The organism is Sphingomonas chlorellae (genome assembly GCF_056485145.1).
Map to the genome: position 1 here is coordinate 1,085,562 of NZ_JBQXXM010000001.1, position 24,708 is coordinate 1,110,269.

The 24,708-nt window shown below is 70.3% G+C and carries 26 protein-coding genes; 21 read left to right on the forward strand and 5 right to left on the reverse strand.

Annotation, left to right across the window (positions count from 1 at the left end; translation table 11 throughout):
* The first annotated feature begins 6 nt into the window (after positions 1-6).
* The 7 genes from murB (at position 7) to ACT3CF_RS05050 (ending at position 9,070) form a co-directional block, all read left to right on the forward strand.
* Positions 7-897, forward strand: coding sequence for a UDP-N-acetylmuramate dehydrogenase (gene murB, locus ACT3CF_RS05020; RefSeq protein WP_478420822.1), 891 nt, complete (start codon positions 7-9; stop codon positions 895-897).
* Positions 894-1,874 carry a D-alanine--D-alanine ligase gene (locus ACT3CF_RS05025; protein ID WP_478420824.1) on the forward strand — a complete coding sequence of 327 codons (981 nt, stop codon included), beginning with the start codon at positions 894-896 and terminating at the stop codon, positions 1,872-1,874. The genes murB and ACT3CF_RS05025 overlap by 4 nt, the downstream gene beginning before the upstream one ends.
* Positions 1,871-2,884, forward strand: a complete 1,014-nt coding sequence (locus ACT3CF_RS05030; RefSeq protein ID WP_478420826.1) for a cell division protein FtsQ/DivIB — start codon at positions 1,871-1,873, stop codon at positions 2,882-2,884. The genes ACT3CF_RS05025 and ACT3CF_RS05030 overlap by 4 nt, the downstream gene beginning before the upstream one ends.
* Before the next feature lie 6 nt (positions 2,885-2,890).
* On the forward strand, positions 2,891-4,150 hold the full coding sequence (ftsA, locus tag ACT3CF_RS05035) for a cell division protein FtsA (protein ID WP_478420828.1): 1,260 nt from the start codon (positions 2,891-2,893) through the stop codon (positions 4,148-4,150).
* Positions 4,151-4,261: 111 nt separating this feature from the next.
* The gene (ftsZ, locus tag ACT3CF_RS05040; RefSeq protein WP_478420829.1) at positions 4,262-5,734 is read left to right on the forward strand and encodes a cell division protein FtsZ; all 1,473 of its coding nucleotides are present in this window, start codon (positions 4,262-4,264) and stop codon (positions 5,732-5,734) included.
* 94 nt (positions 5,735-5,828) lie between these two features.
* Positions 5,829-7,907 carry an SPOR domain-containing protein gene (locus ACT3CF_RS05045; protein ID WP_478420830.1) on the forward strand — a complete coding sequence of 693 codons (2,079 nt, stop codon included), beginning with the start codon at positions 5,829-5,831 and terminating at the stop codon, positions 7,905-7,907.
* On the forward strand, positions 7,904-9,070 hold the full coding sequence (locus tag ACT3CF_RS05050; RefSeq protein WP_478420832.1) for a deoxyguanosinetriphosphate triphosphohydrolase: 1,167 nt from the start codon (positions 7,904-7,906) through the stop codon (positions 9,068-9,070). Before ACT3CF_RS05045 ends, ACT3CF_RS05050 begins: the two co-directional genes overlap by 4 nt.
* A 109-nt stretch (positions 9,071-9,179) precedes the next feature.
* Here ACT3CF_RS05050 and ACT3CF_RS05055 read toward each other — a convergent pair whose 3' ends face one another.
* On the reverse strand, positions 9,180-9,455 hold the full coding sequence (locus ACT3CF_RS05055; RefSeq protein ID WP_478420833.1) for a hypothetical protein: 276 nt from the start codon (positions 9,453-9,455) through the stop codon (positions 9,180-9,182).
* Positions 9,456-9,701: 246 nt separating this feature from the next.
* On the opposite strand from ACT3CF_RS05055, the gene ACT3CF_RS05060 reads away from it, so the two are divergent.
* The 11 genes from ACT3CF_RS05060 (at position 9,702) to tatC (ending at position 19,446) form a co-directional block, all read left to right on the forward strand.
* On the forward strand, positions 9,702-11,231 hold the full coding sequence (locus tag ACT3CF_RS05060) for a DUF1800 domain-containing protein (RefSeq protein WP_478420834.1): 1,530 nt from the start codon (positions 9,702-9,704) through the stop codon (positions 11,229-11,231).
* Between the two features lie 5 nt (positions 11,232-11,236).
* The gene (locus tag ACT3CF_RS05065; protein WP_478420836.1) at positions 11,237-12,388 is read left to right on the forward strand and encodes a DUF1501 domain-containing protein; all 1,152 of its coding nucleotides are present in this window, start codon (positions 11,237-11,239) and stop codon (positions 12,386-12,388) included.
* 147 nt (positions 12,389-12,535) lie between these two features.
* Positions 12,536-12,688, forward strand: a complete 153-nt coding sequence (locus tag ACT3CF_RS05070) for a TM2 domain-containing protein (protein WP_478421353.1) — start codon at positions 12,536-12,538, stop codon at positions 12,686-12,688.
* A 104-nt stretch (positions 12,689-12,792) separates the two neighbouring features.
* Complete coding sequence (gene argS / locus ACT3CF_RS05075) at positions 12,793-14,517, forward strand: arginine--tRNA ligase (protein WP_478420838.1); 1,725 nt, start codon at positions 12,793-12,795, stop codon at positions 14,515-14,517.
* Between the two features lie 3 nt (positions 14,518-14,520).
* Positions 14,521-15,261 carry an SPOR domain-containing protein gene (locus ACT3CF_RS05080; protein ID WP_478420840.1) on the forward strand — a complete coding sequence of 247 codons (741 nt, stop codon included), beginning with the start codon at positions 14,521-14,523 and terminating at the stop codon, positions 15,259-15,261.
* Positions 15,262-15,328: 67 nt separating this feature from the next.
* Positions 15,329-16,342 carry a beta-N-acetylhexosaminidase gene (nagZ, locus tag ACT3CF_RS05085; RefSeq protein ID WP_478420841.1) on the forward strand — a complete coding sequence of 338 codons (1,014 nt, stop codon included), beginning with the start codon at positions 15,329-15,331 and terminating at the stop codon, positions 16,340-16,342.
* Positions 16,343-16,385: 43 nt separating this feature from the next.
* Positions 16,386-17,120, forward strand: coding sequence for a segregation and condensation protein A (locus tag ACT3CF_RS05090; protein WP_478420843.1), 735 nt, complete (start codon positions 16,386-16,388; stop codon positions 17,118-17,120).
* The gene (gene scpB / locus ACT3CF_RS05095; RefSeq protein ID WP_478420845.1) at positions 17,117-17,752 is read left to right on the forward strand and encodes an SMC-Scp complex subunit ScpB; all 636 of its coding nucleotides are present in this window, start codon (positions 17,117-17,119) and stop codon (positions 17,750-17,752) included. Before ACT3CF_RS05090 ends, scpB begins: the two co-directional genes overlap by 4 nt.
* Before the next feature lie 101 nt (positions 17,753-17,853).
* Positions 17,854-18,096, forward strand: a complete 243-nt coding sequence (locus ACT3CF_RS05100; RefSeq protein ID WP_478420847.1) for a twin-arginine translocase TatA/TatE family subunit — start codon at positions 17,854-17,856, stop codon at positions 18,094-18,096.
* 113 nt (positions 18,097-18,209) lie between these two features.
* Complete coding sequence (gene tatB, locus ACT3CF_RS05105; protein ID WP_478420849.1) at positions 18,210-18,686, forward strand: Sec-independent protein translocase protein TatB; 477 nt, start codon at positions 18,210-18,212, stop codon at positions 18,684-18,686.
* Positions 18,679-19,446: a twin-arginine translocase subunit TatC gene (tatC, locus tag ACT3CF_RS05110; RefSeq protein ID WP_478420851.1), complete on the forward strand. Its 768-nt coding sequence runs from the start codon at positions 18,679-18,681 to the stop codon at positions 19,444-19,446. The genes tatB and tatC overlap by 8 nt, the downstream gene beginning before the upstream one ends.
* Before the next feature lie 57 nt (positions 19,447-19,503).
* On the opposite strand, the gene ACT3CF_RS05115 is transcribed toward tatC, so the two are convergent.
* The 3 genes from ACT3CF_RS05115 to ACT3CF_RS05125 all read right to left on the reverse strand — a co-directional run bounded on the left by ACT3CF_RS05115 (position 19,504) and on the right by ACT3CF_RS05125 (position 21,804).
* Entirely contained in the window at positions 19,504-19,638 is a 135-nt protein-coding gene (locus ACT3CF_RS05115; protein WP_478420853.1) for an entericidin A/B family lipoprotein, read from the reverse strand.
* A 418-nt stretch (positions 19,639-20,056) separates the two neighbouring features.
* Complete coding sequence (locus ACT3CF_RS05120) at positions 20,057-21,625, reverse strand: sensor histidine kinase (protein ID WP_478420854.1); 1,569 nt, start codon at positions 21,623-21,625, stop codon at positions 20,057-20,059.
* 11 nt (positions 21,626-21,636) lie between these two features.
* Entirely contained in the window at positions 21,637-21,804 is a 168-nt protein-coding gene (locus ACT3CF_RS05125; protein ID WP_478421354.1) for a NepR family anti-sigma factor, read from the reverse strand.
* A 279-nt stretch (positions 21,805-22,083) separates the two neighbouring features.
* Between ACT3CF_RS05125 and ACT3CF_RS05130 the strand changes: the two genes are divergently transcribed.
* The 3 genes from ACT3CF_RS05130 to ACT3CF_RS05140 all read left to right on the forward strand — a co-directional run bounded on the left by ACT3CF_RS05130 (position 22,084) and on the right by ACT3CF_RS05140 (position 23,865).
* Positions 22,084-22,881 (forward strand): response regulator, encoded by a 798-nt coding sequence (locus tag ACT3CF_RS05130; protein WP_478420855.1) that lies wholly within the window; start codon positions 22,084-22,086, stop codon positions 22,879-22,881.
* A gap of 70 nt (positions 22,882-22,951) precedes the next feature.
* The gene (locus ACT3CF_RS05135) at positions 22,952-23,089 is read left to right on the forward strand and encodes a hypothetical protein (protein WP_478420856.1); all 138 of its coding nucleotides are present in this window, start codon (positions 22,952-22,954) and stop codon (positions 23,087-23,089) included.
* A gap of 101 nt (positions 23,090-23,190) precedes the next feature.
* On the forward strand, positions 23,191-23,865 hold the full coding sequence (locus tag ACT3CF_RS05140; RefSeq protein ID WP_478420857.1) for a sigma-70 family RNA polymerase sigma factor: 675 nt from the start codon (positions 23,191-23,193) through the stop codon (positions 23,863-23,865).
* Positions 23,866-24,449: 584 nt separating this feature from the next.
* Here the strand turns inward: ACT3CF_RS05140 and ACT3CF_RS05145 are convergent.
* Positions 24,450-24,708 (reverse strand): pentapeptide repeat-containing protein (locus ACT3CF_RS05145; protein ID WP_478420858.1); only part of this gene is annotated, 259 nt, incomplete at its 5' end.

Below are 24,708 nucleotides of genomic sequence, written 5' to 3' on the forward strand. Positions count from 1 at the left end.
GAAGCGATGAGCGCGCTGCCGCCCGTGCGCGGCAAGCTGACTCCGCACGCCCCGCTGGCCCCGCTCGTCTGGTTCAAGAGCGGCGGCGCGGCCGAATGGCTGTTCGAGCCCGCCGACGCCGAGGACCTGGCCGATTTCCTGAAGGCGCTCGACCCGGCGACGCCGGTGATGGGGCTGGGGCTGGGATCGAACATGATCGTCCGCGACGGCGGCGTCGCGGGCGTGGTGGTGCGGCTGGGCAAGGCCTTTGCCGCGGTCGAGACGCTCGACCCGGTGACGCTGCGCTGCGGCGGCGGCGCGTCGGGCATCCTGGTTTCGTCAAAGGCGCGCGACGCCGGGATCGGCGGGATCGAGTTCCTGCGTTCGATCCCCGGCACGGTGGGCGGGTTCGTGCGGATGAACGGCGGCGCCTATGGCCGCGAGACGTGCGACATCCTGGTCGAATGCGAGGTCGTGCTGCGTTCGGGCGAGCGCCGGACGCTGACCAATGCCGAGCTGGGCTATACCTATCGCCACAGCAGCCTGCCCGAGGGCGCGATCGTGGTGAGCGCGACCTTTCGGGGCTTTCCGAAGGAACCCGCCGCGGTGCAGGCGGAGATGGACCGCATCGCCGCCGCGCGCGAGGAGTCGCAGCCGCTGCGGTCGAAAACGGGCGGATCGACCTTCAAGAACCCCGAGGGGCACAAGGCCTGGGCGCTGATCGATGCGGCCGGATGCCGCGGGTTGCGGCAGGGTGATGCGCAGGTGAGCGAAAAGCACTGCAATTTCCTGCTCAACCTTGGCAATGCGACGTCGGGCGAGATCGAGGGACTGGGCGAGGAAGTCCGGGCGCGGGTGAAGGCGCAGTCGGGCATCGAACTGGAATGGGAGATTCAGCGCGTGGGAGTGGCGAAGTGAGCGGAGAGACCGACATCCTGTCCGGGAAGGCAAGGATCGGCGCGCGCCGTTCGCTCCACATCGCGGTGCTGATGGGCGGCTGGTCGTCCGAACGCGAGGTTTCGCTGAGCTCGGGTGCGGGGATCGCCGATGCGCTGGAAAGCCTGGGCCATCGCGTGTCGCGGATCGACATGGACCGCGACGTCGCGGTGCGGCTGAGCGAACTGCGCCCCGACCTGGTGTTCAACGCGCTGCACGGCGCGCCGGGCGAGGACGGCACCGTGCAGGGGATGCTCGACCTGATGGGCATCCGCTATACCCATTCGGGCATGGTCACTTCGGTGATCGCGATCGACAAGCAGCTCACCAAGCAGGCGCTGGTGCCGCACGGCGTGCCGATGCCGGGCGGGCGCATGGTGTCGTCGGACGAGCTGTTCCGCCACGATCCGCTGCCGCGCCCCTATGTGCTGAAGCCGGTGAACGAAGGCTCGTCGGTGGGGGTCGCGATCGTCACCGCCGAGGGCAATTACGGCAACCCGATCAACCCCGACGCGCGCGGGCCGTGGCAGGATTTCGACACGCTGCTCGCCGAGCCGTTCATCCGCGGACGCGAGCTGACGACGGCGGTGCTGGGCGACCAGGCGCTGGGCGTCACCGAGCTGAAGCCCAAGAGCGGCTTTTACGATTATGACGCCAAATATACCGACGGGCTGACCGAGCACGTCTTTCCGGCGCAGATTCCCGAGGACGTCGCCGAGGCATGCAAGCGGATCGCGCTGACCGCGCACCGGCTGCTCGGTTGCAAGGGCGCGTCGCGCGCCGATTTCCGCTGGGACGACGAGCGCGGCGTCGAGGGGCTGTTCCTGCTGGAGGTCAACACCCAGCCGGGCATGACGCCGCTGAGCCTGGTGCCCGAACAGGCGCGCCACCTGGGCATCAGCTATGCCGAGCTGGTGCAGCGGATCGTCGACGAGGCGATGGCGGGAGCCGCCGCTTGAGCCGTCGCCCCGTCCAGCGCACCGCGACCCGACGCGGCGCCAAGCCCAAGCCGCGCAAGCAGCAGCGCCGGCCGAACCGGCCCGGCCTGCTCGACCACGCGGTCGCCGCGCTGCCGGTGAGCGAGGCGACGCTCCAGCGGATCACCGCCTGGGCGATCGTGGGCGTGCTGGGCGTGGCGGTGACGGGCGCGGCGGTGCTGGCCGGGTTGCCCGCGATGATCGGCACCGCGGTGGCGGGCGCGATCGGCGAGGCAGGGTTGAAGGTCGACGAGATCCAGATCGACGGGCTGAAGCACATGGACCGGATGACGGTGCTGTCGCAGGCGCTCGACCAGGATTCGCGCGCGATGCCGCTGGTCGACCTGGCGGGCGTGCGCGCGCGGCTGCTGCGCTATCCGTGGATCAAGGACGCGCGCGTTTCGCGGCGGCTGCCCAACACGTTGCGCATCTTCATCGTCGAGCGCGAGCCCGCCGCGGTGTGGCAGAACCAGGGGCGGCTGACGCTGGTCGATGCGAGCGGCGTCGCGCTGGAGCCGGTGTCGCCCGACGCGATGCCTGACCTGCCGCTGGTGATCGGCGAGGGGGCGAACGGCCAGGTCGCCGCGCGCGACCGGCTGATCGAGGAAGCGCCCGCGCTGAAGCCGCTGATCAAGGCGGCGACATGGGTGGGCAATCGCCGCTGGGATCTGGTATTCAACACCGGCGAGCGGTTGCAACTGCCCGAGGGCGAGCGCGAGGCGGCGCTGGCGATCCGCAAGTTCGCGGCGCTGGAGGGCGAGCAGCGGCTGCTCAACCGCGGTATCGTGCGGTTCGACATGCGCGTGCCGGGCAATATGGTGATCCAGCGGCCGCAGGGCACGCCCGGCGCGACCGCGACGCCGGGCACGGCCGGCGCACCGGGCGCCCCCGCGGCGACGCCGTCGGCGAGCCCGAGCGCGAGCCCGGCACCCGCCGGTCCGGCGCCGGTCGGCCCCGGGCCGGACGGCGGCGACAAGGGGATGGGAGCGTAGCGGAGCATGGCGAAGACCGTCACCGAAGGCCTGATCACCGCGCTCGACGTCGGATCGTCGAAGGTGTCCGCGCTGATCGCGCGGCGATCGGAAGAGGGCGGGCTGGTCGTGCTGGGCACCGGCCAGCGCGAGAGCCGCGGCGTCAAGCGCGGCTATGTCGCCGACATGCATGCGACCGAGATCGCGATCCGCGAGGCGGTGGAGCAGGCCGAACGCATCGCGGGGACCAACATCGAGGATGTGTGGGTCAGCTTTTCGGCGGGCGGGCTGGTTTCCGACATCGTCAAGCTGGAAGCCGACCTGGGCGGGCATCGCGTCGAGCAGTCGGACATCGACGACCTGTTGAAGGCCGGGCGCGACGCGATCGACCCGCAGGGCAAGATGGTGCTCCATGCGCAGCCGACGCGCTATACCGTCGACGGGCTGACCGGGGTGAAGCGCCCGCTGGGCCTCCATGCCGACCGGCTGGGCGTCGACATCCATGTCGTCGCGACCGACGGATCGCCGGTGCGCAACCTCGACCTGTGCGTCCGTTCGGCGCATCTGGAGGTGCGTTCGATCATCGCGGCGCCGGTGGCGACGGGGCTTGCGTGCCTGAGCGAGGAGGAGCGCGAACTGGGCGTCGCGCTGGTCGAGATCGGCGCGGGCGTGACCAATGTGTCGGTGTTCCGCGGCGGCGTGCTGGCGGGGCTGGCGTCGATCCCGATGGGATCGGCCGACATCACCGACGACATCGCATCGGCGTTCGGCGCGGCGCGGCAATGGGCCGAGCGCACCAAGTGCTTCCACGGATCGGCCAATCTGAGCCCGCGCGACAACCACGAGATGATCGAGGTGATGCCCGCCGTTCCCGACGACGGCGCCGAGGGGCCGCGCATCACCAAGGCGCAGCTCAACGCGATCATCCGCCAGCGGCTGGAGCGGCTGATGGCCGAGATCCAGAAGGAGCTGCGCAAGCTGGGCTTCCAGGACCCGGTGGGGCGGCAGATCGTGCTGACGGGCGGCGGCGCCGAGCTGACCGGCATCGCCGATTATGCGCAGCAGGCGCTGGGCAGCGCGGTGCGGCTGGGACGGCCAAAGGGCCTGACGGTGCTTCCCGACGCGCATGCCGGGCCGGCCTTTTCGACGCTGGCGGGGCTGGCGCGCTTTGCCGCGAGCGACCCGATCGACCTGCGCGCGATGCAGCCGGCACACCAGATGGTGACAAAATCGAGCCCGACTGCGCTGCTACAGCGGTTGATCGCGGCGTTCCGGGCGAATTATTGAGGAAAAGCGACAGAGGGCGTGCGTTTGCACTAGAGTCGGCTCCGCCCTTCGTGCATCAAAAGGTTTCACGGTGGCGCTCCAGCGCGGGGGCGTCGCCAGGGGAGAATAGGAATGAGTATCGAATTTCTTCCGATCGACGAGGATGAGCTGACGCCCAAGATCACCGTCATCGGCGTCGGAGGAGCGGGCGGCAACGCCATTGCGAACATGATCCGCGCGGACGTGCAGGGCGTTGATTTCCTGGTCGCGAACACCGACGCGCAGGCGCTGAAGCAGTCGCCCGCCGGGCAGCGCATCCAGCTGGGTGCCAAGATCACGCAAGGGCTGGGTGCGGGTTCGCGTCCCGAGATCGGTCGCGCCGCCGCGGAAGAGACGATCGAGCAGGTCCAGAAGACGCTCGAGGGCGCGCACATGGTGTTCATCGCCGCGGGCATGGGCGGCGGCACCGGCACCGGCGCCGCACCCGTGATCGCCAAGGCCGCGCGCGACATGGGCATCCTGACGGTGGGCGTCGTCACCAAGCCGTTTGCCTTCGAAGGCCGCCGCCGCGCGCAATCGGCCGAGAAGGGCATCGAAGAGCTTCAGAAATATGTCGATACGCTGATCGTCATCCCCAACCAGAACCTGTTCCTGATCGCCAACGCGAACACCACGTTCAAGCAGGCGTTCGAAATGGCCGACGAGGTGCTGCAGCAGGGCGTGCGCGGCATCACCGACCTGATGGTCATGCCCGGCCTCATCAACCTGGACTTCGCCGACGTGCGTTCGGTGATGCAGGAAATGGGCAAGGCGATGATGGGCACCGGCGAGGCCGAGGGCGACGACCGCGCGCTGATGGCGGCGCAGAAGGCGATCGCCAACCCGCTGCTCGACGGCGTGTCGATGAACGGCGCCAAGGGCGTGATCGTGTCGATCACCGGCGGCGAGGACATGCGCCTGCTGGAAGTCGACGAGGCCGCGAACCACATCCGCGAACTGGTCGATCCCGACGCGAACATCATCTGGGGTTCGGCGTTCAACCCCGAACTGGAAGGCCGCATCCGCGTGTCGGTCGTGGCGACCGGCATCGACGCCGACAGCACCGCGGTTCCGGCGCCCGCCGCGACCGAACAGCCGCGCGTGTTCTCGTTCGCGACGCCGCGCCGCACCGGCGTCGGCGATGCGCCCGCGACGCCGCAGCCGGCGCCCGAAGCGGCCGCCGAGCCGATCGCGCCTGCGCCCGAGCCCGTCGCTGCGCCGGCCCCCGCGCCCGTGGCCGCCGAGCCGGTGGCGCCGACCGCCCCGGTCGAGGACGCGAGCGCTTCGGACGAACTGCTGCTGGGCGCCGAGACCGCGGTGCCGCCGGTGACGCCGACGCCCGCGCCGGCCCCGGCACCCGCACCCGCGCCGGAATTCGGCAGCCGCCGTCGCTGGCTGACCGGCGGCGACGACGATGTCGGCGGCGAGGCCAAGCCGGCGCGTCGTTCGGGCGGCACGCTGTTCGAGCGGATGGCGTCGGCCTCGCGCGGGGCGGCCAAGCAGGGTGAGGGCGAGAGCGATCCGCTCGACATCCCGCGTTTCCTGCGCAGCCAGAACAACCAGTAAGGCGCCTGTCACCGCCGGCGACACGCGTTTCGGCGCAGCGCCGGCGGTGCGTCATCCCGGGTTCAGGTGGATGCGCGCCCTGGAGTCCGCGATCATGAAGCAGCATCGTCTTGCGCGCCCGCTGTCGCTGGCGCTTATCCTGGCCGCGGGTGCGCTGGCGCCGCCGGCACAGGCCCAAGCCCAGGCACAGGCCCAGTCCGAAGTCGTCCCCGCGGGGAACAGCGACGCCGACCGGCTGGCGCAGGACATTCGATTGCTGGCGACCAATCCGCGCGACGTGCCGACGCTGATCGACGCGGGCGTGCTGAGCGCGCGGCTCGACGACAGCGCGGCGGCGTTCGCCTTTTTTGCGCGTGCCGAGGCGGTGGAGCCGAGCAACCCGCGGATCGCGGCCGGGCGTGCGGTCGCGCTGGTCCGCACGGGGCGGCCGGGCGAGGCGTTGCGCCTGTTCCAGTCGGCCGAGGCGGGCGGGGTGGCGATGCGCGATTTCGCGAGCGACCGCGGCTTTGCGCACGACCTGATCGGCCAGCCGCTGCTCGCCCAGGCCGATTACCGCCGCGCGCTGGCCGATGCGCCCGATGACGAGACGGTGCGGCGGCTGGCGCTGTCGCTGGGAATCACCGGCAAGAGCGACGAGGCGGGAAGGCTGCTCGACCCGCTGTTGCGGCGCAATGATCGCGCGGCGTGGCGCGCGCGCGCGTTCGTCCTGGCGATGAACGGCGATGTCGCGGGGGCCGAGCATATCGCGACGACGATGATGCCGGGGGCGCTCGGCCAGTCGATGACGCCCTTTTTCCGGCGGCTGGCGGGGCTGAACCCGGCGGACCGCGCCTTTGCAGTGCATTTCGGCGAGCTTTCGCCGACGCCCGCGCGGATCGCCGATGCGCGGCTGGCGCCGGCGATGCCCGCCTATGTTCCGGCGCCGCCCGCGGCCGCGCTTGCCGCGGCGACGCCGAGGCCGGCCGCACCGACGCATGCGACGCGCAGCCGCTCGCGCGGCCGGAGCGGCGACACGGTGCCGGCCGCGGTGCAGACGACGGCGCCCGCGGCGTCGACGCTCGCCGCCGCGGCGCCGGTGGCCGTGGCGGTGCGGTCGACCCCGGCGGCGCCGGTCCAGGCCCCGCCGCCCGAGACCAACGTCACCGTGCCGGTGCATCCGGGCGCGACGCCGCCGGTGACTGCTGCCGCGCCGGTCGCCGCCGCGCCGACGCGCACCGAGCCCCCGGTGCCGCACGTGGCGAACCCGACCCAACTTGCCGCCGCCGCGATGCCGACCGTGGTGACGACGCTGCCGCCGACCGCGCGTCCCGCCGGGGTGTCGTCGAGCGCGGCCGGGTCGGCGACAGCAGCCGCGCCCGCGCCCGCGCCCGCACCCGAACCGGCGCCGGTTCCGCCTGCGACGCCCGAGACGACGGCACCGACCTCGCCCGGGCATCCGGTTCAGGCCGACGGCTCGCTCGATTCGATCGTCGCCGGCATCGCCATTCCGGCCGAGGAGCTGGAGGCGGTCAACCGCCCGGTCGCGGTGCCCGCGCCGGTGACGCCGCCGGCGCATGCTCGCGTCGAAGCGGCGCCCGAACGGCCTGCCGTCACGCTGCGCGAGCGGCCGACGCGCGAGAAGCCCGCGGCGCGGACGCGCGAGGCCGAGGCGGCGGAGGCGACGGCGCGCGGGGGCACCCGCAAGCCCGATCCCCACGCCAAGCCCGGGCGCGGCGGCAAGGCCGATGCGGCGGAAGAGAAGCCGGCGCGCAACGCCAAGCCTGATCGCAGTGCCAAGCCCGATCGCAACGACAAGGGCGACCGCGCCGAGAAGGGCGCGCGCGGCGGCAAGGGCGACAAGCCCGACAAATCCGAAAAACCCGGCACCAAGCCCGATCCGCGCCATCCCGGCAAGGGCGAGCCGTCGCGCATCTGGGTCCAGGTGGCGGGCGGCGCCAACCCGGGCGACCTGGGCAAGGCGTGGAAGGCCACGACGGCCAAGGCGCCGGGCGCGTTCCGCGGTCGCACGGGCTGGTCGACGCCGCTGCGCGCGACGCACCGCGTGCTCACCGGCCCGTTCAAGACGCAGGCCGAGGCGCAGGCATTCGTCAACGGACTGCGCAAACAGGGCGTTTCGGCGTTCGTCTTTACCAGTGACGCCGGGCAGAAGGTTTCCCGGCTGGAGGAAAAGTGATTCCACGCGCTCCATGGGCCTGTATGCCCGAACAGACGCGCGGGCGGCTGCATCCCGAAGCGCGGGGTGCGGTGCGCGGGCCGCGCGATGCGTTCCAGCGCGACCGCGACCGCATCATCCATTCGATCAGCTTTCGCCGGCTGCGCCACAAGACGCAGGTGTTCATGGCGCCCGACGGCGACCATTTCCGCGTCCGGCTGACGCACAGCCTGGAAGTCGCGCAGATCGGCCGCACGATCGCGCGGGCGCTGGGGCTGAACGAGGACCTGACCGAGGCGCTGTGCCTGGCGCACGACATCGGCCATCCGCCGTTCGGCCATGCGGGCGAGGAGGCGCTGAAGGCTGCGCTGAACGGGCAGGGCGGGTTCGACCATAACGGCCACACGCTGCGCGTGCTGACGCGACTGGAACGTCCCTATCCGCTGTGGGACGGGCTGAACCTGAGCTGGGACACGCTGGAAGGGCTGGCCAAGCACAACGGGCCGGTTCCGCACCCGCAATGGGCGCTGGCGGCGGTGGATGCCGAATTCCCGCTGGCGCTCGATAGCTGGCCGTCGCTGGAGGCGCAGGTCGCCGCGCTCGCCGACGACATCGCCTATGACAACCACGATATCGACGACGGGCTGCGCGCCGGGCTGCTGACGCTCGACCAGCTGATGGCGGTGCCGATGGTGGCCGAGAGCTGGCGCCGGATCGAGGCGAAGTTTCCCGGCGTGCCGCAGCGCCGGCTGGTCGGCGAACTGATCCGCACGCAGATCGGCGAGATGGTCAACGACCTGATCGCCGCGACGCGCGCGCGGGTGGCGGACAGCGGCGTCGCGACGGTGGACGAGGTGCGCGGCGCGGGGCGTTGCCTGGGCGATTTCTCGGACGCGATGCGCGAGGCCGAGCGCGGGCTGAAGCGTTTCATGTACGCCAACCTCTATCACCATCCGAGCCAGCTTGCCGCCGCCGAGGCCGCGCGCAAGGTGGTTGCGGGGCTGTTCGACGCCTATCGCGGCGATCCGGCGCAGTTGCCCGAGGAATGGCGCGAGGCGCTGCCCGCCAACGAGCCGGACCACAGCCGCCACATCGCCGATTTCATCGCAGGGATGACCGATCGCTTCGCCATCGCCCGCTATCGCGAGCTGGTGGGGTCGATCGACCTGCCCGAAGGTTTCTGATCGCCGCGGCCGGTCGCGGGCGTGCATGACCCCCAAAAGCGAAGGGGCCCCCGATCGGGAGCCCCTTCTTCAGCATCCGCCGTGATGGCTGGCGCGTGTGAGGGGGGGATTAGCGCCCCGCCACCGCCAGCGGATCCGAATTGCCCTGCGGCGCGCGGAACGACACGCGCGTCGTGCCCGAAAAGCCGCTGACCCAGCCGTCGCGCACGACGAGATGGAAGCGGCTGCCGCCGGTCGCGCGCCCTTCGATCACCGTCGCGTCGCCCTTGGGCGTGACGGTGTAGGTGTAGGTGACGCCGTCGCGCGTGAAGGCGCGTTCGGACGCATGCGCGGGCGCAGCGAGGGGAAGCAGGGCGGCGGCGGCAATCAACAGGGTGCGCGACACGATCGTTGGTCCTTCCTTGTGCGGGTCGGTGCCGATCGGCGACCGCCCATGATCCCTTCTTGATCGTGCAGATATGGTGCGGTGCAGCGTAATCGCAAACGCAAAGCGCGCATGGTCAGGTTGCAGCGCGTGCAAGCGATACCCCTGCTCAAAAATGCCGCCGGCGCGCCCGCCGACACAGTTTTGCGACAGACGCGCGTTAGACTCGGTGCATCCCGCAAGAGGATCGAAGGAGCTTGGTCGCCGGTGTCCGATGCTGCTGCCAGTGTTGCGCTGAACCGCTTTGGCCTGGGCGGGCGCCCGGGCGATGATCCCGGCGGCGACCCCCGCCGCTGGCTGACCGCACAGCTCAAGCGCTTTGAACCGCGTCCCGCATCGCTCGACGGCGTGGCGACGAGCATGGCGGTCGTGACGGCCATTCGCGATTATCGCGAGCAGGCGCGGTTGCTGCGTGCCCAGTTCGGTCCCGGCAAGGGCGCGGTGCCGCCGGGCACGACGCCTGCGGCCCCGGCCATGGTCCCGCCGCCGGTGGGGCCGATGCCGGCGGCGCCGCTTCCGGCGGGCGCGGCGATGGCGCCGATGCCGGCACCCACAACCGCAGCGGAGAACGATCCGCTGACGCAGCTTCGTCGCGATGCGAACGAGCAGGCGCGCAAATCCTATGTCGCGATGGTCGGCGCGCGTGCGGCGACGGCGGTGATGTCCGACACGCCGTTCGTCGAGCGGCTGGTGCATTTCTGGGCCAATCATTTCGCGGTTTCGGCGGACAATATGGAGATGACGGCGCTTGCCGGGACGCTGGAGTTCGAGGCGATCCGTCCGCACGTCCTCGGCCGGTTCGGCGAGATGCTCGACGCGGTCGAGCGGCATCCGGCGATGCTCGTCTACCTCAACCAGGCCGAGTCGGTCGGGCCGAACAGCCCCTATGCGCGCCGCGCGGCGGGGCGGGGGCGCACGCCGGGGCTCAACGAGAATCTGGCGCGCGAAATCCTGGAACTGCACACGCTGGGCGTGCGATCGGGATACAGCCAGGCCGACGTCACCGAATTCGCGCGGGCGCTGACCGGATGGACCGCGGCGGGGATGCGCGGCGGTCGCGACGACGGCAGCGCGCCGGGCAGCTTCCGCTTCGTTGCCGCGCTGCACGAACCCGGCGACCGCATGCTGCTCGGCCGGCGCTTTGCCGAAGCGGGCGAGGCGCAGGCGGCGGCCGTGCTCGACCTGGTGGCGACGCATCCGGCGACCGCGCGCCACATCGCCACCAAGCTGGCCCGCCATTTCGCGGCCGACGATCCGCCGCCGTCGCTGGTCGCGCGGCTGGAGAAGCGCTTTCTGGAGACGGGCGGCGACCTCCCCAGCCTCTATGCCGTGCTGATCGGCGCGGGCGAGTGCTGGGCGCCGGCACCGGCCAAGTTCAAGACGCCGTGGGAATGGACGATCTCGGCGATGCGCGCGCTGGGCACCGACCGCGTGGAGGCGCAGCCGGTGCAGGGGCTGCTCGTCCAGCTGGGCCAGCCGGTGTGGAAGCCCGGATCGCCTGCCGGATGGGACGATGTCGCGCCGAGCTGGGCCGGGCCCGATGCGGTGATGCGGCGGGTCGAGGCGGCGCAGCGGCTGGCGCAGCGGCTGCGGAGCCCGATCGACGCGCGTGCGCGGGCGGCGGCACTGTTCCCAGGTGCGCTGGGTGCGGCCAGTGCGCAGGCGATCGCACGGGCCGAAAGCCCGGCACAGGCGACGGCGCTGATGCTCGTCACGCCCGAATTCATGCGGAGGTGAAGGCAATGGTCACGCGGCGCAATTTCGTCGCGCTCGGGACGGGCGCATTCGTCACCACGCTGATGGGACCGCGCATGGCGTTTGCGCGCGCGGCGACCGAGCGGCGGTTCGTGTTCATCATCCAGCGCGGCGCGGCCGACGGGCTGGGCATCGTGGCGCCGGTGGGCGACCCCGCCTATGCCCCCGCGCGCGGCGACCTGGCCGCCGATTTCGCGAGCGCGCCAAGGCTCGACGCGATGTTCGCGCTGCACCCGGCGCTGGCGCACATGCTGGATCTTTATCAGGCGAGGCAGGCGCTGTTCGTCCATGCCGTCGCCTCGCCGTACCGGGACCGGTCGCATTTCGACGGGCAGAATGTGCTCGAGACGGGGGGGCTTTCGGCCTACCAGCTCAAGGACGGCTGGATGAACCGGCTGCTGCGGCTGCTGCCCGCCGAGGACAAGGCAATCGCGATCGCCGCGACGGTGCCGATGGCGTTGCGCGGTGCCGCGGAGGTGGCGAGCTATGCCCCATCGTCGTTGCCCGATCCGTCGGACGACCTGCTCGCGCGCGTGACCGCGATGTACGAGGGCGACAGGCAACTCCACCCGCTGTGGCAGGAGGCGATGGCGACGCGGATGCTCGCCGGCGAGATCGGCGGCGATTCGGGCAAGCGGGCCGTCGATACCGGCACGCTGGCAGCCAAGCTGCTCTCGGCGCCCGGCGGCGCCCGGCTCGCGATGATCGAGACCGGCGGGTGGGACACCCATTCGGGCCAGCGCGGGCGGCTGAACGGGCAGTTGAAGGCGCTCGACGCGATGGTCTCGGCGCTGAAGGCGGGGCTGGGACCGCACTGGGACAATACGCTGGTGGTGGTGGCGACCGAGTTCGGCCGGACGGTGAAGGCCAACGGCACCGGGGGCACCGATCACGGCACGGGATCGGTCGCGATGCTGCTCGGCGGCGCGGTGCAGGGCGGCCGGGTGCAGGCCGACTGGCCGGGGCTGGGGGATGCGGCGCTGTACGAGGGGCGGGATCTGCGCCCCACGACGGCGCTCGACGGGCTGATCGGCGGCGCGCTGGCCGAGCATTTTGGCCTTCCAGCCGCCCGCGTCGCGACGACGCTGTTCGCAGACCCGTCTGCCGCCCGTCCGCTGACCGGACTGATACGCGCATAGCTGCGCAGAAGAAAGTATAACGGGCATGTTGTTCGAGATGGTGCCGTTGAAACAGTAAGCTGTCGCATTGAAAGATTCCGTGCGCCATCTGATGACGGGCGATGGTCAGCGGCTATCGCCCGGTCTTTTTGATCAATTGGGGGTGGCATCGGGATTCACGAGTTCTATCTCGGGCGTGCCGGATGGGGCATCGTTTATCTGCTGTTCTGCTGGACTTTCATTCCCGGGATTGTGGCGTTCGTCGAGGCGATCATCTATGCCTGCATGAGCGAGGCCGCTTTTCACGCCAAATATGGCTGAGTGCTAGCGCGCGGAACCCGGGCGCGCGGGGATCGATCCTGATGGGTGACGAAGGGCGTCTGTTCCGCTACAGCACCGCCCTTCCTTCAACCGCTGGAATGCCCATGACGCTCTATGCTCGTTTCGCCGCGCATCTGAACCTTGCCCTGGATGCGCTCGTCCTCGCCGGCGATCTGCCTGCGGGGCTGGAACGACGCGCGGTCACGGTCGAGCCGCCGCGCGATCCGAGCCATGGCGATCTGGCCACCAACGCCGCGATGGTACTGGCCAAGCCCGCCGGCACCAATCCGCGCGCGCTGGCCGAACTGATCGCGGCCGAGCTGCGCAAGATCGACGCGGTCGCTGCGGTTTCGGTGGCGGGGCCGGGTTTTATCAACATGACGCTCACCGACGCGACCTGGCGCGGCGAGCTTGGCGCGATCCGCGACGCGGGTGACGATTACGGTCGCTCGACGGTCGGCAGCGGCGTGACCGTCAACATCGAATATGTCTCGGCCAACCCGACGGGGCCGATGCACATGGGCCATTGCCGCGGCGCGGTGGTGGGCGACGCGCTGGCAAGCCTGCTCGAATATGTCGGGCACAAGGTGATCCGCGAATATTATGTCAACGACGCGGGCGGCCAGGTCGACGTGCTCGCGCGCTCGGCGCACCTGCGTTACCGCGAGGCGCTGGGCGAGGACATCGGCGAGATCCCCGAGGGGCTGTATCCGGGCGACTATCTGAAGCCGGTGGGGCAGCAGCTCGCGGCTGAATATGGCGACAAATATGTCGGCGCGCCCGAGAGCGAGTGGCTGGTGCTGTTCCGCAAGACGGCGGTGGCGGCGATGCTCGTGATGATCAAGGACGACCTGGCGCTGCTGGGCATCCATCACGACCTGTTCTCGTCCGAGGCCGAGCTGCAGGCGGCGGGCAAGCCCGAGGCGGCCGAGGCATGGCTGCGCGAGCGCGGGCTCGTCTATGACGGCGTGCTCGAGGCGCCCAAGGGCGAGACGCCCGAGGACTGGGAGCCGGTCGAACTGCCGCTGTTCCGCGCGACCCAGTTCGGCGACGACCAGGACCGGCCGATCAAGAAGTCGAACGGCAGCTGGACCTATTTCGGCGCCGACCTCGCCTATCACTTCCAGAAGGCGCAGTCGGCCGACCAGCTGATCGACATCTGGGGCGCCGACCATGCCGGCACGGTGAAGCGCATCGTCGCGGCGGTGCAGGCGCTGACCGGCGGCAAGACCAAGTTCGACGTCAAGCTGGTGCAGATGGTGCGCCTGCTGCGCGCGGGCGAGCCGGTGAAGATGTCGAAGCGCGCGGGCAATTTCGTCACGCTGGCCGACGTGGTGCGCGAAGTGGGCAAGGATGTGGTCCGCTTCACCATGCTCACCCGCAAGGCCGATGCGCAGATGGACTTCGACTTTGCCAAGGTGGTCGAGGCGTCGAAGGACAATCCGGTATTCTATGTGCAGTATGCGCATGCCCGCGTCGCGTCGCTGGGGCGCCGGATGGCCGAGGCGGGGATCGCCTGCGCGACGGCCGACCTGTCCCTGCTTGATACGGCCGAGCTGGGGCTGGTGAAGCTGGCGGCGCAGTTCCCGCGCGTGGTGGAAGGCGCCGCAGCGGCGCGCGAACCGCACCGTATCGCCTTTTATCTCTATGACCTGGCGGCGGAACTTCACTCACAATGGAATATGGGCAAGGATGACCCCAGCCGCCGTTTCCTGGTGCCGGAGAACCCTGCGCTGAGCTGTGCGCGGCTTTACCTCGCACAGGCCATCGCGCAGATTATCCGCAATGGTTTGCGTATCATGGGTGTCGAAGCCGTTCAGGAGATGTGAGGCATGACCACCGCCGCCGACGGGAGCGAGATCGACAACGAGCGGCTGCCGTGGCTCGAGACGGTCGAGGAGGAATATGAGGAACGCCCATGGGCGGGCCGCTTCCTGCTGTTCGTCGGGCTGGTCATCGCCGCGATGGCGGCGGTGGGCGGCGGCTGGTACTGGCTGCACCACAGCCGCACGGCGGGCGGCAACGGCGCGCTGATCAAGGCACCCGCGGCGCCGTACAAGATCAAGCCGACCGATCCGGGCGGGATGCAGGTGGAAGGCGAAGGCGATTCGGTCTTTGCCACCAGCCAGGGCGCGCAGACCAACGCGGGCATCAATGTCGGCCGCCTTCCCGAAGCGCCGATCGACGGGCGCAAGGCCGCGAGCCCGTCGCCCGCGGCGACCCCCGCGGCATCGGCCAAGCTCTCGCTGCCCAAGGCCGCGACGCCGACCGTGCCGGGGAGCAAGACCGTGCTGCGCAACGGCACCGGCGCACCGGTCGCCAGCGCCCCGAGCGGATCGGGCGCGGTGATCCAGCTCGGCGCCTATCCCAGCGAGGGCGCGGCTAATGTGGCGTGGGTCCGCTTTTCGCGCCGCTTCGCCTATCTGGCGGCGCTTGGAAAGTCGGTCGAGCCCGTCGCGCGCGACGGCAAGACGCTCTATCGGTTGCGCGTCAACGCCGGCAGCAACGGCCAGGCGCGCGAACTGTGCGGGCGGCTGAAGGTTGCGGGCGAAAGCTGCTTCATCGCCAATTGAGCCGCGGCCGCCCGGACGATCGCCGTTCGCGGTTTCGCGGCTGCGCGCGCTGGGCTAGGGGGACGCCATGAAACCGGTGATCTTTGGCGTTGCGGGCGCTGCGCTGACCGCGGACGAGCGCGCCTTTTTCCGTGAGGCGGACCCGCTGGGGTTTATCCTGTTCCGTCGCAACTGCGTCGACCGGAAGCAGATGCGCGCGCTGACCGACAGCCTGCGCGACCTGACCGGGCGAAGCGACCTGCCCGTGCTGATCGATCAGGAGGGCGGGCGCGTGGCGCGGATGGTGCCGCCCGAATGGCCGGCATTTCCGGCGGGCGAGGCGTTCGCCGCGCTGTATGACACCGCGCCGGTTTCGGCGATCGAGGCGGTGCGCGCCAATGCCGAGGCGCTGGGCACGATGCTTGCCGAGGTCGGCGTCACGGTCGATTGCGCGCCGCTGCTCGACGTGCGGCAACCGGGAAGTTCGGACGTGATCGGCGATCGCGCCTTTGGCGGCGAGCCGATGCGCGTCGCCGCGCTGGGCCGCGCGATGCTGGACGGCCTGCGCCGCGCCGGGGTGGTCGGCGTCGTCAAGCACATGCCGGGGCATGGCCGGGCAAAGGTCGACAGCCACGTCGCCCTGCCGCGCGTCGCCGCATCCGAGGCGGAACTGGCGACCGACCTGGCACCGTTCGAACGGCTTGCCGATGCGCCGATGGCGATGACCTGTCATGTCGTGTTCGAGGCATGGGACGCCGAACGGCCGGCGACGCTGTCGCCGCGCGTGATCGGCGAGGTGATCCGCGGCCGCATCGGCTTCGACGGACTGTTGATGACCGACGATATCGACATGAAGGCGCTGTCGGGCACGCCGGGCGAGAAGGCCGCGGCGGCGCTGGCGGCGGGATGCGACGTGGTGCTCGATTGCTGGGCGCGGATGGACGAGATGGTGGAGATCGCCGGGCGGATTCCCGATGCCGACGCGGCGTGCCTGACGCGGCTGGCGCGGGCGATGGCAAGCGTGGCGGCGCCGGGCGGCGGCGACCGGACGTCGTTCGAGGCGCTGATCGCTCGCCGCGACGCGCTGCTCGCATGTGCCTGACGCGCATTTGCGCCCGCCCGTGACGATCGCCTAGTCTGCGCCGATGAGCGAGGATGCGGGCGACACGTTGACGATCGAGGTCGAGGGCTGGGAAGGGCCGCTCGACCTGTTGCTCGCGCTTGCCCGCAACCAGAAGGTCGACCTGCGCCAGATCTCGATCCTGGAACTGGTCGAACAGTATCTCGATTACGTGAACCAGGCGCGCGCGCTGCGGCTGGAGCTGGCGGCCGACTATCTGGTGATGGCGGCGTGGCTCGCCTATCTCAAATCGGCGCTGTTGCTGCCGCGCAATCCCGAGGAGACGCCGAGCCCCGAGGAAATGGCGCTGCGGCTGCAATTGCGGCTGGAACGGCTGAACGCGATGCGCGAGGCGGGCGCGCGGCTGATCGCGCGCGACCGGCTGGGACGCGACGTGTTTCCGCGCGGGGCGCCGGAGGGGCTGCGCGTGGCGCGTCAGGCGCGGTGGACGGCCGAAATCTATGACCTGATCGCCGCCTATGGCCGGATCAGCGCGCGCACGCGGCCGGTGATGCACGTCGTCGCACAGCGCGACGTGATGACGCTCGACGCGGCGATCGAGCGCGTGTCGCGGCTGATCGGCACGCGGGTGACGTGGAGCACGATCGAGAGTTTTCTTCCCGAGGATGCCAGCGGCAGCTATCGGCGCTCGGCGCTCGCCTCGTCGTTCGTGGCGGCGCTCGAACTGGCGCGCCAGGGGCGGATCGAACTGCGCCAGCAGTCGCCCTTTGCACCGCTCTATCTGCGCGGGGTGTCGTGACGGGCGCGTCGCCAGATGCGGGCGAGGGCGTCGTCCGCGCGGTCGAGGCGGTGCTGTTCGCCGCCGAACAGCCGATGACGGTCGACGAGATCCGCGCGCATGTGGGCAGCACGGCCGATGTTCGCGGCGCGCTGGCGGTGCTGGTGCGGCATTATGCGGGACGGGGAATCGAACTCGTCCGGCGCGGCGACCGCTGGCACTTCCAGACCGCGCCCGACCTGGCGCATTTCCTGCGCCGCGATCGCGAGGAGACGCGCAAGCTGAGCCGCGCGGGGATCGAGACGCTGGCGATCATCGCCTATCACGAGCCGGTCACGCGCGCCGAGATCGAGGCGATCCGCGGCGTGCAGATCAGCAAGGGCACGATCGACGTGCTGATGGAGGCGGGATGGGTGCGCCCCGCCGGACGCCGCGAGGTGCCGGGCCGGCCGCTGATGTACGCGACGACGCCCGCCTTTCTGAGCCATTTCGGGCTGGCGAGCCGCCGCGACCTGCCCGGGATCGACGACCTGCGCGCCGCCGGGCTGCTCGATCCGGTCGACCTGGCGATGGAGCGGATCGACGCCGGGGAAGATGCGGATGGCGCGGACGACGACGCTGCGGCTAGCGAAACTGTCACGCAAGCCGATTAGGGCGGCGCCCATGCTGCTCGATTCGACGCGGGGGACCGCCGGGGCCGTTGCTCCGGGCGCTGCCGACGCCTAGATAAGCGACGGGGACAAGGAGAAGTCTAATGGGTAGTTTCAGCCTGATGCACTGGATCGTGGTCGGCGTTCTGGCGATCCTCCTGCTGGGCGGTGGTCGCTTTTCGAACATGATGGGTGACGTGGCCAAGGGCATCAAGAACTTCAAGAAGGGGATGGCCGAGGACGACGAGGCGCCCAAGCCGGCCCAGCCGACCCGCATCGAGGGCAAGCCGGCCCCCGAGCCGAGCTATACGCCCGAAGCCGAGCGCGCCCGCGAGGAGCAGCGCTGAACGACAGCCGCCCCGGCCGCCGTGCCGGGGACGAATAGCGCGGCGCGGGGCGCCGGGCAGCCGGCGCGGATCGCGGCGGGTGCCGCATGATGCGAGTGGGATAAGCCGACAGAATGTTCGATATCGCGCCGACCGAACTGCTGCTGGTCGCCGTCGTGGCGCTGGTGGTGATCGGGCCAAAGGATCTTCCCGCCGCGATGCGGGTCGCGGGGAAATGGATCGGGCGCGCGCGCGGCGTCGCGCGGCAGTTCCGTTCGGGCATCGACAACATGATCCGCGAGTCCGAGCTGGCCGAGCTGGAAAAGCAGTGGAAGGCGGAGAACGAGCGGATCATGCGCGAGCATCCCGCGCACAGCCCGGTGACGTCGCCGCTGGGATCGAACGAGATCGCGGCGCTTCCCGCACCGGTTGCCGGCGAAAGCGGCGGCGGGGCGGACGGCGAGCCGCCGGTCGAGACCGTGGCGCCGCCGGTGATCCATCCCGACCCGGCGCCGGTGGCCGCCGCACCGCATCCCGCCGGCCCGGTCGTGGCCGACCCCGCCGCGCCCGGCCCTCACACCCCTTCGACGGAACCGCCGCATCGTGGATGAGATCGACGACACCCAGGCCCCGCTGCTCGAACATCTGATCGAGCTGCGCCGCCGGCTGCTCTGGTCGATCGGCGCGCTGATCGTCGCATTTGGCGGCTGCCTGTATTTCGCGCGTGCGATCCTGGGATTTCTGGTCGCTCCGCTCAAGCAGGCGGGGCAGGTGACGATCATCAACACCGAGATTTTCGGCGGTTTCCTTGTCGAGGTGAAGGTCGCGTTCTTTGCCGGGCTGATGATCGCGTTTCCGGTGATCGCCAACCAGTTGTGGCAGTTCGTCGCGCCGGGGCTCTATCGCCGCGAGAAGCAGGCGCTGCTGCCGTTCCTGCTCGCGACGCCGGTGCTGTTCCTGGCGGGCGCGGCGATGGCCTATTTCGTCGCGGTGCCGGTCGCGCTCAAATTTCTGCTGGGATTCCAAGGCAATCTGGGCGGCGTTCACCAGCAGGCGCTGCCGGATGTGAACAGCTACCTCAAGTTCGTGATGCAGTTCATCTTCGGCTTCGGGCTGTCGTTCCTGCTGCCGGTGCTGCTGATGCTGCTCGAGCATGCGGGAATCGTCACCTATGAGCAGCTGAAAGGGGCATGGCGCTATGCCGTGGTGGGCGCGGTGGCGATTGCGGCGGTGCTGACCCCGCCCGATGTCGGATCGCAGCTGTTGCTGGCCATCCCGTTGATCGGGCTGTATTTTCTGTCGCTGGTGGCGATCTGGTTCACGCGGCGGCGGCGCGAGCGCGCGGCGGCGGCGGAAGGGCAGGCGGGGTGAGCCCGCGCCCCGCCCGGTGCCCGAAGGCGGCGCCGGGGCGGGGCTCAAGCCATTGATTTACTTGGAACGTTCCGCGGTGTTGGCGACGGTGTCGCCCGCCGAGGAGACGTCCTTGCCGACGCCTTCGACGGTGTTGCAGGCGGCGACGAGGAGGGCGCCGGCGAGGGTGGCGCAGGCCAGGATCTTACGCATCGAAATCTCTCCCTGATGAGTGGGCGGACAGGGAATGCGCGACGGGGCGGCTTCGTTCCATGCGCGGACCGAGCGCCTTCAAAGCCATGAAAACAAAGGAAAAAGCCCCAAATAGGTGAGGCCCGGAAGCGCCACCGGGGGGGGGAGGGTTGACGCTTCCGGGCCTTGCTGTTGGATAGCGAGAGCGGGGGGGCAAAAGGTCACTATCCGAAGCTGATAACGGCCTCCGCGATCCCCGGTTCCCCCCAATGCAGATTTTTTTCGGGGATTATGGCGCCGTTGCCGGGACGTTTCGCGCAATCGCGCGTCGATTTCCGTCGTTGCGGCGCCAAAAGCCGCCGTTCGGCGAACGCCGATGACGCATGCCCTTTTGTCGATGCGCCAGCGTCGATGCGCCAGCCTCGATGCGTCAGATGCGTCAGGGACGCCCGTTGATCGCGATCGTGCTTTCGTAGGCACCGACGAGCGGGTCGTGATGCAGCCGCGTGCGCATCTGGCGCGCGAGCCCGCCGATGACGCGGCCATAGCGGCTTTCGAGCAGCGCCTCGAACTCGGGGCTTTCGACCAGCGCGGGCGAGACGACGCGGAGCGTCGCGCGCGCCGGATCGTCGTCGGCGATCTTGAGCGAGATGCGGATCTGCGCGCCCGGATTGCAGCGCATCGCCAGCTCGATGATCTCGGTCAGCAGGAAGGCGACCGCGGTGGCGACGTCCTGGCTGACGAGCACGGGCTCGACATCGAGCGTGATCGCCAGCCGCGTCGAATCGGGCGCGGTCGCGCGGATGTTCGACGCAAGCTCGCCCATCACCGCGCGCAGTTCGAGCCCGCGATTTTCCTCCATCTCGGCATAATGGTGGCGGTGGACGACGGCGAGCGCATCGACGCGCCGCTGGATCGAGGCATAGGCCTCGGCCGCCTCCGGCCCCTGCGCGCCGCGCGCATGGAAGTTGATGAGGCTGGCGATCACCTGGAGGTTGTTCTTGACGCGGTGATGCACCTCGCGCGTCAGCCGCGTCTGGCGCACCAGCCCCTCGGCCAGATCGGCCTCGTGCGCCTGAACGGTGCGGCTGATCTGCTGAAAGGTCTCGCCCAGCTCGCGCAGCTCCTGCGCGGGCACCGCGCCGAAGCGGCGCAGGTCGATCACGTCGCCGGGCCGGTAATTGGCGACGCTGGTGCGCAGCCGCCGCATCGGCCGGATGAGCAGGATGTCGACGACGAACCAGCCGATCGCCGCCGCGGCGATCCACATCAGCACGAGCAGTACCGTCGCGATCACCAGCGGCGAGGTGATCGGCGCGATCGGCATCGACATTTCGAGCGTCAGCCCGTCGAGCGACAGCGGCGTGCGCGTCGTGTCGGCGCTTTCGAGCGGGCCGCGCTGCGCCAGCCGGCGCAGCACCAGCCGGTCGTCGCCCTCGACCAGCGCGGCGCCGTAATCGGGGACGAAACCGCTGGGCCGGATGAGCGTGCGCAGCGCGTCGAGCGGGTAGAAGGCGACCGCGCGCGCACCGCTGGTGCCGCCGATATGGAGCGCGAGCCCGGTATCGTTGAGCACGGCGTCGACCTGTGCCGGGCGCAGCGCCGCGCGGTTGCCGGCGTCGAAGCGCTGGCCGCAGAGCAGCCGCCCGCGCGCGTCGAACACCGCGAAGCGCACCCCCGACTGGGTGGCGAAGGTGCCGACGAGGCGCGTGCAGGCGGGCGCGTCGCGCGGATCGGCCTCGAGCGCGGCGAGCCCCTCGCCGAGCTGCGCGACCTGGGCGCCGAGCATGTTCTGGGCGATGCTGGCGCTTTCGTTCGAGATGGCGGCGAGCTGTTCGCGCGATTCGGTGCTGGCGTGGCGCGTCGTCTGGATCGTGATGAGCAGCGCGATCAGTGCGAGCGGAAACAGCGCGCCGACGAGGATCAGGAAAACCTTGGCCCCGGTCGACATGCGCGCCATCGCCACCGCGAGCCCGGTCGATTGCCGCTGCGGTTCGGAATCGCCCATGCCGGCGCCGGTCAGTCCAGCTTTTTCAGGAGGTCGAGAAGATCGTCCGGGACGCTTTCGCCCAGCGTCTCGTCATAGGCGCGGCGCAACGCGGCGCCGACATCGCGACCGGGCTTGCCGGCATCCGCTCCGCGCTTGGTTTTCGGCGGCTGCTTCGTCTGGTCTTTTGCGGAACGCACCAATTCCCCCCTGAGCACCCGGCGACCCCGAGCCTCGGATAATGAACGACGGTTTCCGGACGTCGGGCGTCCGATTAGCGCCATGACGCCACAGTGCAAGCCGTTTGGCAAAGCCCTTGTGCGTCCCGACGCTGGCCATGAAACCAAATAGCGCCTCGATTGTTCCACAGCCGATGCGAAATCCGGGGAGGGGCTCCTTCGGACTGCAGAATGGATTGCCAAGGAACGGCGTGGGGGCGCAAGATGCCCCACGCGCCCACGAAGGAGAACGTACCGCTTATGTCGCTTGGACAGCAACTTGCGCCGCATCTTCCGCTGCTCCGCCGCTATGCGCGCGCGCTGACGGGAAGCCAGGCGGAAGGCGACCGTTATGTGCGCGCCGCCCTGGAGGCGATCGTCGCCGCACCCGACCAGTTTCCCCGCGACGTCGAGCCGCGGCTGGGCCTGTATCGCACCTTTCAGGCGATCTGGCAGTCGACCAACCTCGATGCCGAGGCGCAGGGCGAGGAAGGCGTCGCCGACGCCGAATCGATCGCGCGGCGCCGGCTGGCGCGGCTGACCCCGCTGTCGCGGCAGGCGCTGCTGCTGACGACGGTGGAGGGGTTCAGCCTCGAGGATGCCGGATATCTGATCGAGGCCGATGCCGACGCGGTCGGCGACCTGGTCCGCGAGGCGGTTTCGGAGATCGAGCGCCAGACGCGCACGCGCGTGATGATCATCGAGGACGAGCCGCTGATCGCGATGGACCTGGAACAGATCGTCCGCGATCTGGGCCATGACGTGACCGGCGTGGCGGTGACGCGCGACGAGGCGGTGGCGCTGGCGATGGAGGACCGCCCGGGGCTGGTGCTCGCCGACATCCAGCTTGCCGACGACAGTTCGGGCATCGACGCGGTGAAGGACATCCTGGCGCAGTTCAGCGTGCCGGTGATCTTCATCACCGCCTTCCCCGAACGGTTGCTGACCGGCGAGCGGCCCGAGCCGACCTTCCTCATCACCAAGCCGTTCCAGCGCGAGACGGTCAAGACGACGATCAGCCAGGCGCTGTTCTTTGACGAGGCCACCGTTCCGGCCTGACGACGAAAAAATTCCGGCGCGGGTTCCAACGGATACGGACCCAAAACGGTGTTGGGGGGTTGATGTCGGCATGGCTGACCAGAACGACCCCATCCACCTGTCGCCCGATCGGGCCCGCGCCGGATCGACGCCGCACATGGTTCGATATGTGCTGGGGTTCGGGCTGGCGCTGGTCATCATCGCCTTTGCCATCATCGTCTGGTCGTGACGGCGGTGACGGCGATGCAGACGGCGCTTGCCGCCGGCCCAACCCTGACCCGCGCCCCGGCCGCGACTGCGATCGCGGCACGCGCAACCGAACGGGATCGAATGACCGACGACGACACCCCCGAAAATCGTGCGCCCGGCGGGGAGACGGCGCCCGAGGAACAGGATGCGCCGACGGCCGCACCGCATGTTTCGCTTTCCGACCCCGAATTCAAAAAGCAGCTCGCGCTCGTCATCCCGCATCTGCGCGCCTTTGGCCGGTCGCTGTCGGGAAGCCGCGATCTGGCCGACGACCTGGTGCAGGAGACGCTGCTGAAGGCATGGGCCGCGCGCAAGCGGTTCCAGGCCGGCACCAACATGCGCGCCTGGACCTTCATCATCCTGCGCAACCTGTATCTGAGCCAGATGCGCCGCGCGCGCTTCAAGGGCGAGTGGGACGACCTGGTCGCCGACCGGCTGCTCGCCGCGCCCGCGAGCCAGGACCGGCATGTCGAGCTTTCGGACATGCAGCGCGCGCTGCTCCACCTGCCGCAACCGCAGCGCGAGGCGCTGATCCTGGTGGGCGCGGGCGGCTTTGCCTATGAGGAGGCCGCCGAGATCTGTCAGGTCGCGGTGGGCACGATCAAGAGCCGCGTCGCGCGCGGCCGCGTCGCGCTCGAGGCGCTGCTGAGCGAAGGGCAGTTGCCGTCGCGGCGATCGAGCCAGAAGAACCCCGACGGCAAGAGCGCGCTCGACACGATCATGGGACAGGTGGAGGAACTCAGCCGCGATCGCTGATCGCGCGCGACGGGTTTGCGGAACGGGGCGGTGCCGAGGGGCGCCGCCCCGTTTTGCATTTCCGGGGGGCGGGGCTCTCGGGGCTTGGGGCGGCAGGCGTCGCCGGGTTTGCGGCGGGGCGTTCCGCGGCGTGGGGTTGCGGCACGGTTTCGCTCGCCGGGTGTGGCCTGGGGGATTGGCGGGTAGCGTTGGGGTTGGTTTCGTGGGGGTGTTCCGCCGCTGGCGCGGCGGCCCCTCCACCACGCGGCGTGGCCGCGCGGTCCCCCTCCCCGGGCATGGGCCCGGGGAGGAATGGGGGTGGTTTCGTGGGGGCGTTCCGCCGCTGGCGCGGCGGCCCCTCCACCACGCGGCGTTGCCGCGCGGTCCCCCTCCCCGGGCGTGGCCCGGGGAGGAATTGGGTCAGCAGGGGGCGGGGGGGAGGCGGGCGCCGAGGCGGCGGAGCAGCGTGCGCATGTCTTCGGGAAGGTCGGCCGGGCCGCCGAGCGCGGCGCGCAACGACCGCGCGACCGCGTCGGTGCGGCGCGGCGGCTCGACGCGCCAAGCGCCGGCGGAGGTATCGGGGCCGGGAGGCAGGAAGGCATGGTTCACCGCCGAAAAACGACTTGCCGGGCAATTCGTTGCTTGACAGCGGGCGCGCGGCGCGGGTTCGTCGCCGACCATGACCGCGACGACACCGCCCGTATCGCCCGCCGCCCCATCCGACCTGCCGTCGTCAGGTCAGCCGTCGTCAGGTCAGCCGTCGTCAGGTCAGCCGTCGTCAGGTCAGCCGTCGTCAGGTCAGCCGTCGTCAGGTCAGCCGTCGTCAGGTCAGCCGTCGTCAGGTCAGCCGTCGTCAGGTCAGCC

Excerpts from the sequence above, each read along its gene's own strand:
- murB (WP_478420822.1), top strand. The coding sequence starts at position 7 with ATGAGCGCGCTGCCGCCCGTGCGCGGCAAGCTGACTCCGCACGCCCCG.
- ftsA (WP_478420828.1), top strand. The coding sequence starts at position 2,891 with ATGGCGAAGACCGTCACCGAAGGCCTGATCACCGCGCTCGACGTCGGA.
- ftsZ (WP_478420829.1), top strand. The coding sequence starts at position 4,262 with ATGAGTATCGAATTTCTTCCGATCGACGAGGATGAGCTGACGCCCAAG.
- ACT3CF_RS05045 (WP_478420830.1), top strand. The coding sequence starts at position 5,829 with ATGAAGCAGCATCGTCTTGCGCGCCCGCTGTCGCTGGCGCTTATCCTG.
- ACT3CF_RS05065 (WP_478420836.1), top strand. The coding sequence starts at position 11,237 with ATGGTCACGCGGCGCAATTTCGTCGCGCTCGGGACGGGCGCATTCGTC.
- argS (WP_478420838.1), top strand. The coding sequence starts at position 12,793 with ATGACGCTCTATGCTCGTTTCGCCGCGCATCTGAACCTTGCCCTGGAT.
- ACT3CF_RS05080 (WP_478420840.1), top strand. The coding sequence starts at position 14,521 with ATGACCACCGCCGCCGACGGGAGCGAGATCGACAACGAGCGGCTGCCG.
- nagZ (WP_478420841.1), top strand. The coding sequence starts at position 15,329 with ATGAAACCGGTGATCTTTGGCGTTGCGGGCGCTGCGCTGACCGCGGAC.
- ACT3CF_RS05090 (WP_478420843.1), top strand. The coding sequence starts at position 16,386 with ATGAGCGAGGATGCGGGCGACACGTTGACGATCGAGGTCGAGGGCTGG.
- ACT3CF_RS05100 (WP_478420847.1), top strand. The coding sequence starts at position 17,854 with ATGGGTAGTTTCAGCCTGATGCACTGGATCGTGGTCGGCGTTCTGGCG.
- tatB (WP_478420849.1), top strand. The coding sequence starts at position 18,210 with ATGTTCGATATCGCGCCGACCGAACTGCTGCTGGTCGCCGTCGTGGCG.
- ACT3CF_RS05115 (WP_478420853.1), bottom strand. The coding sequence starts at position 19,638 with ATGCGTAAGATCCTGGCCTGCGCCACCCTCGCCGGCGCCCTCCTCGTC.
- ACT3CF_RS05120 (WP_478420854.1), bottom strand. The coding sequence starts at position 21,625 with ATGGGCGATTCCGAACCGCAGCGGCAATCGACCGGGCTCGCGGTGGCG.
- ACT3CF_RS05130 (WP_478420855.1), top strand. The coding sequence starts at position 22,084 with ATGTCGCTTGGACAGCAACTTGCGCCGCATCTTCCGCTGCTCCGCCGC.
- ACT3CF_RS05135 (WP_478420856.1), top strand. The coding sequence starts at position 22,952 with ATGGCTGACCAGAACGACCCCATCCACCTGTCGCCCGATCGGGCCCGC.
- ACT3CF_RS05140 (WP_478420857.1), top strand. The coding sequence starts at position 23,191 with ATGACCGACGACGACACCCCCGAAAATCGTGCGCCCGGCGGGGAGACG.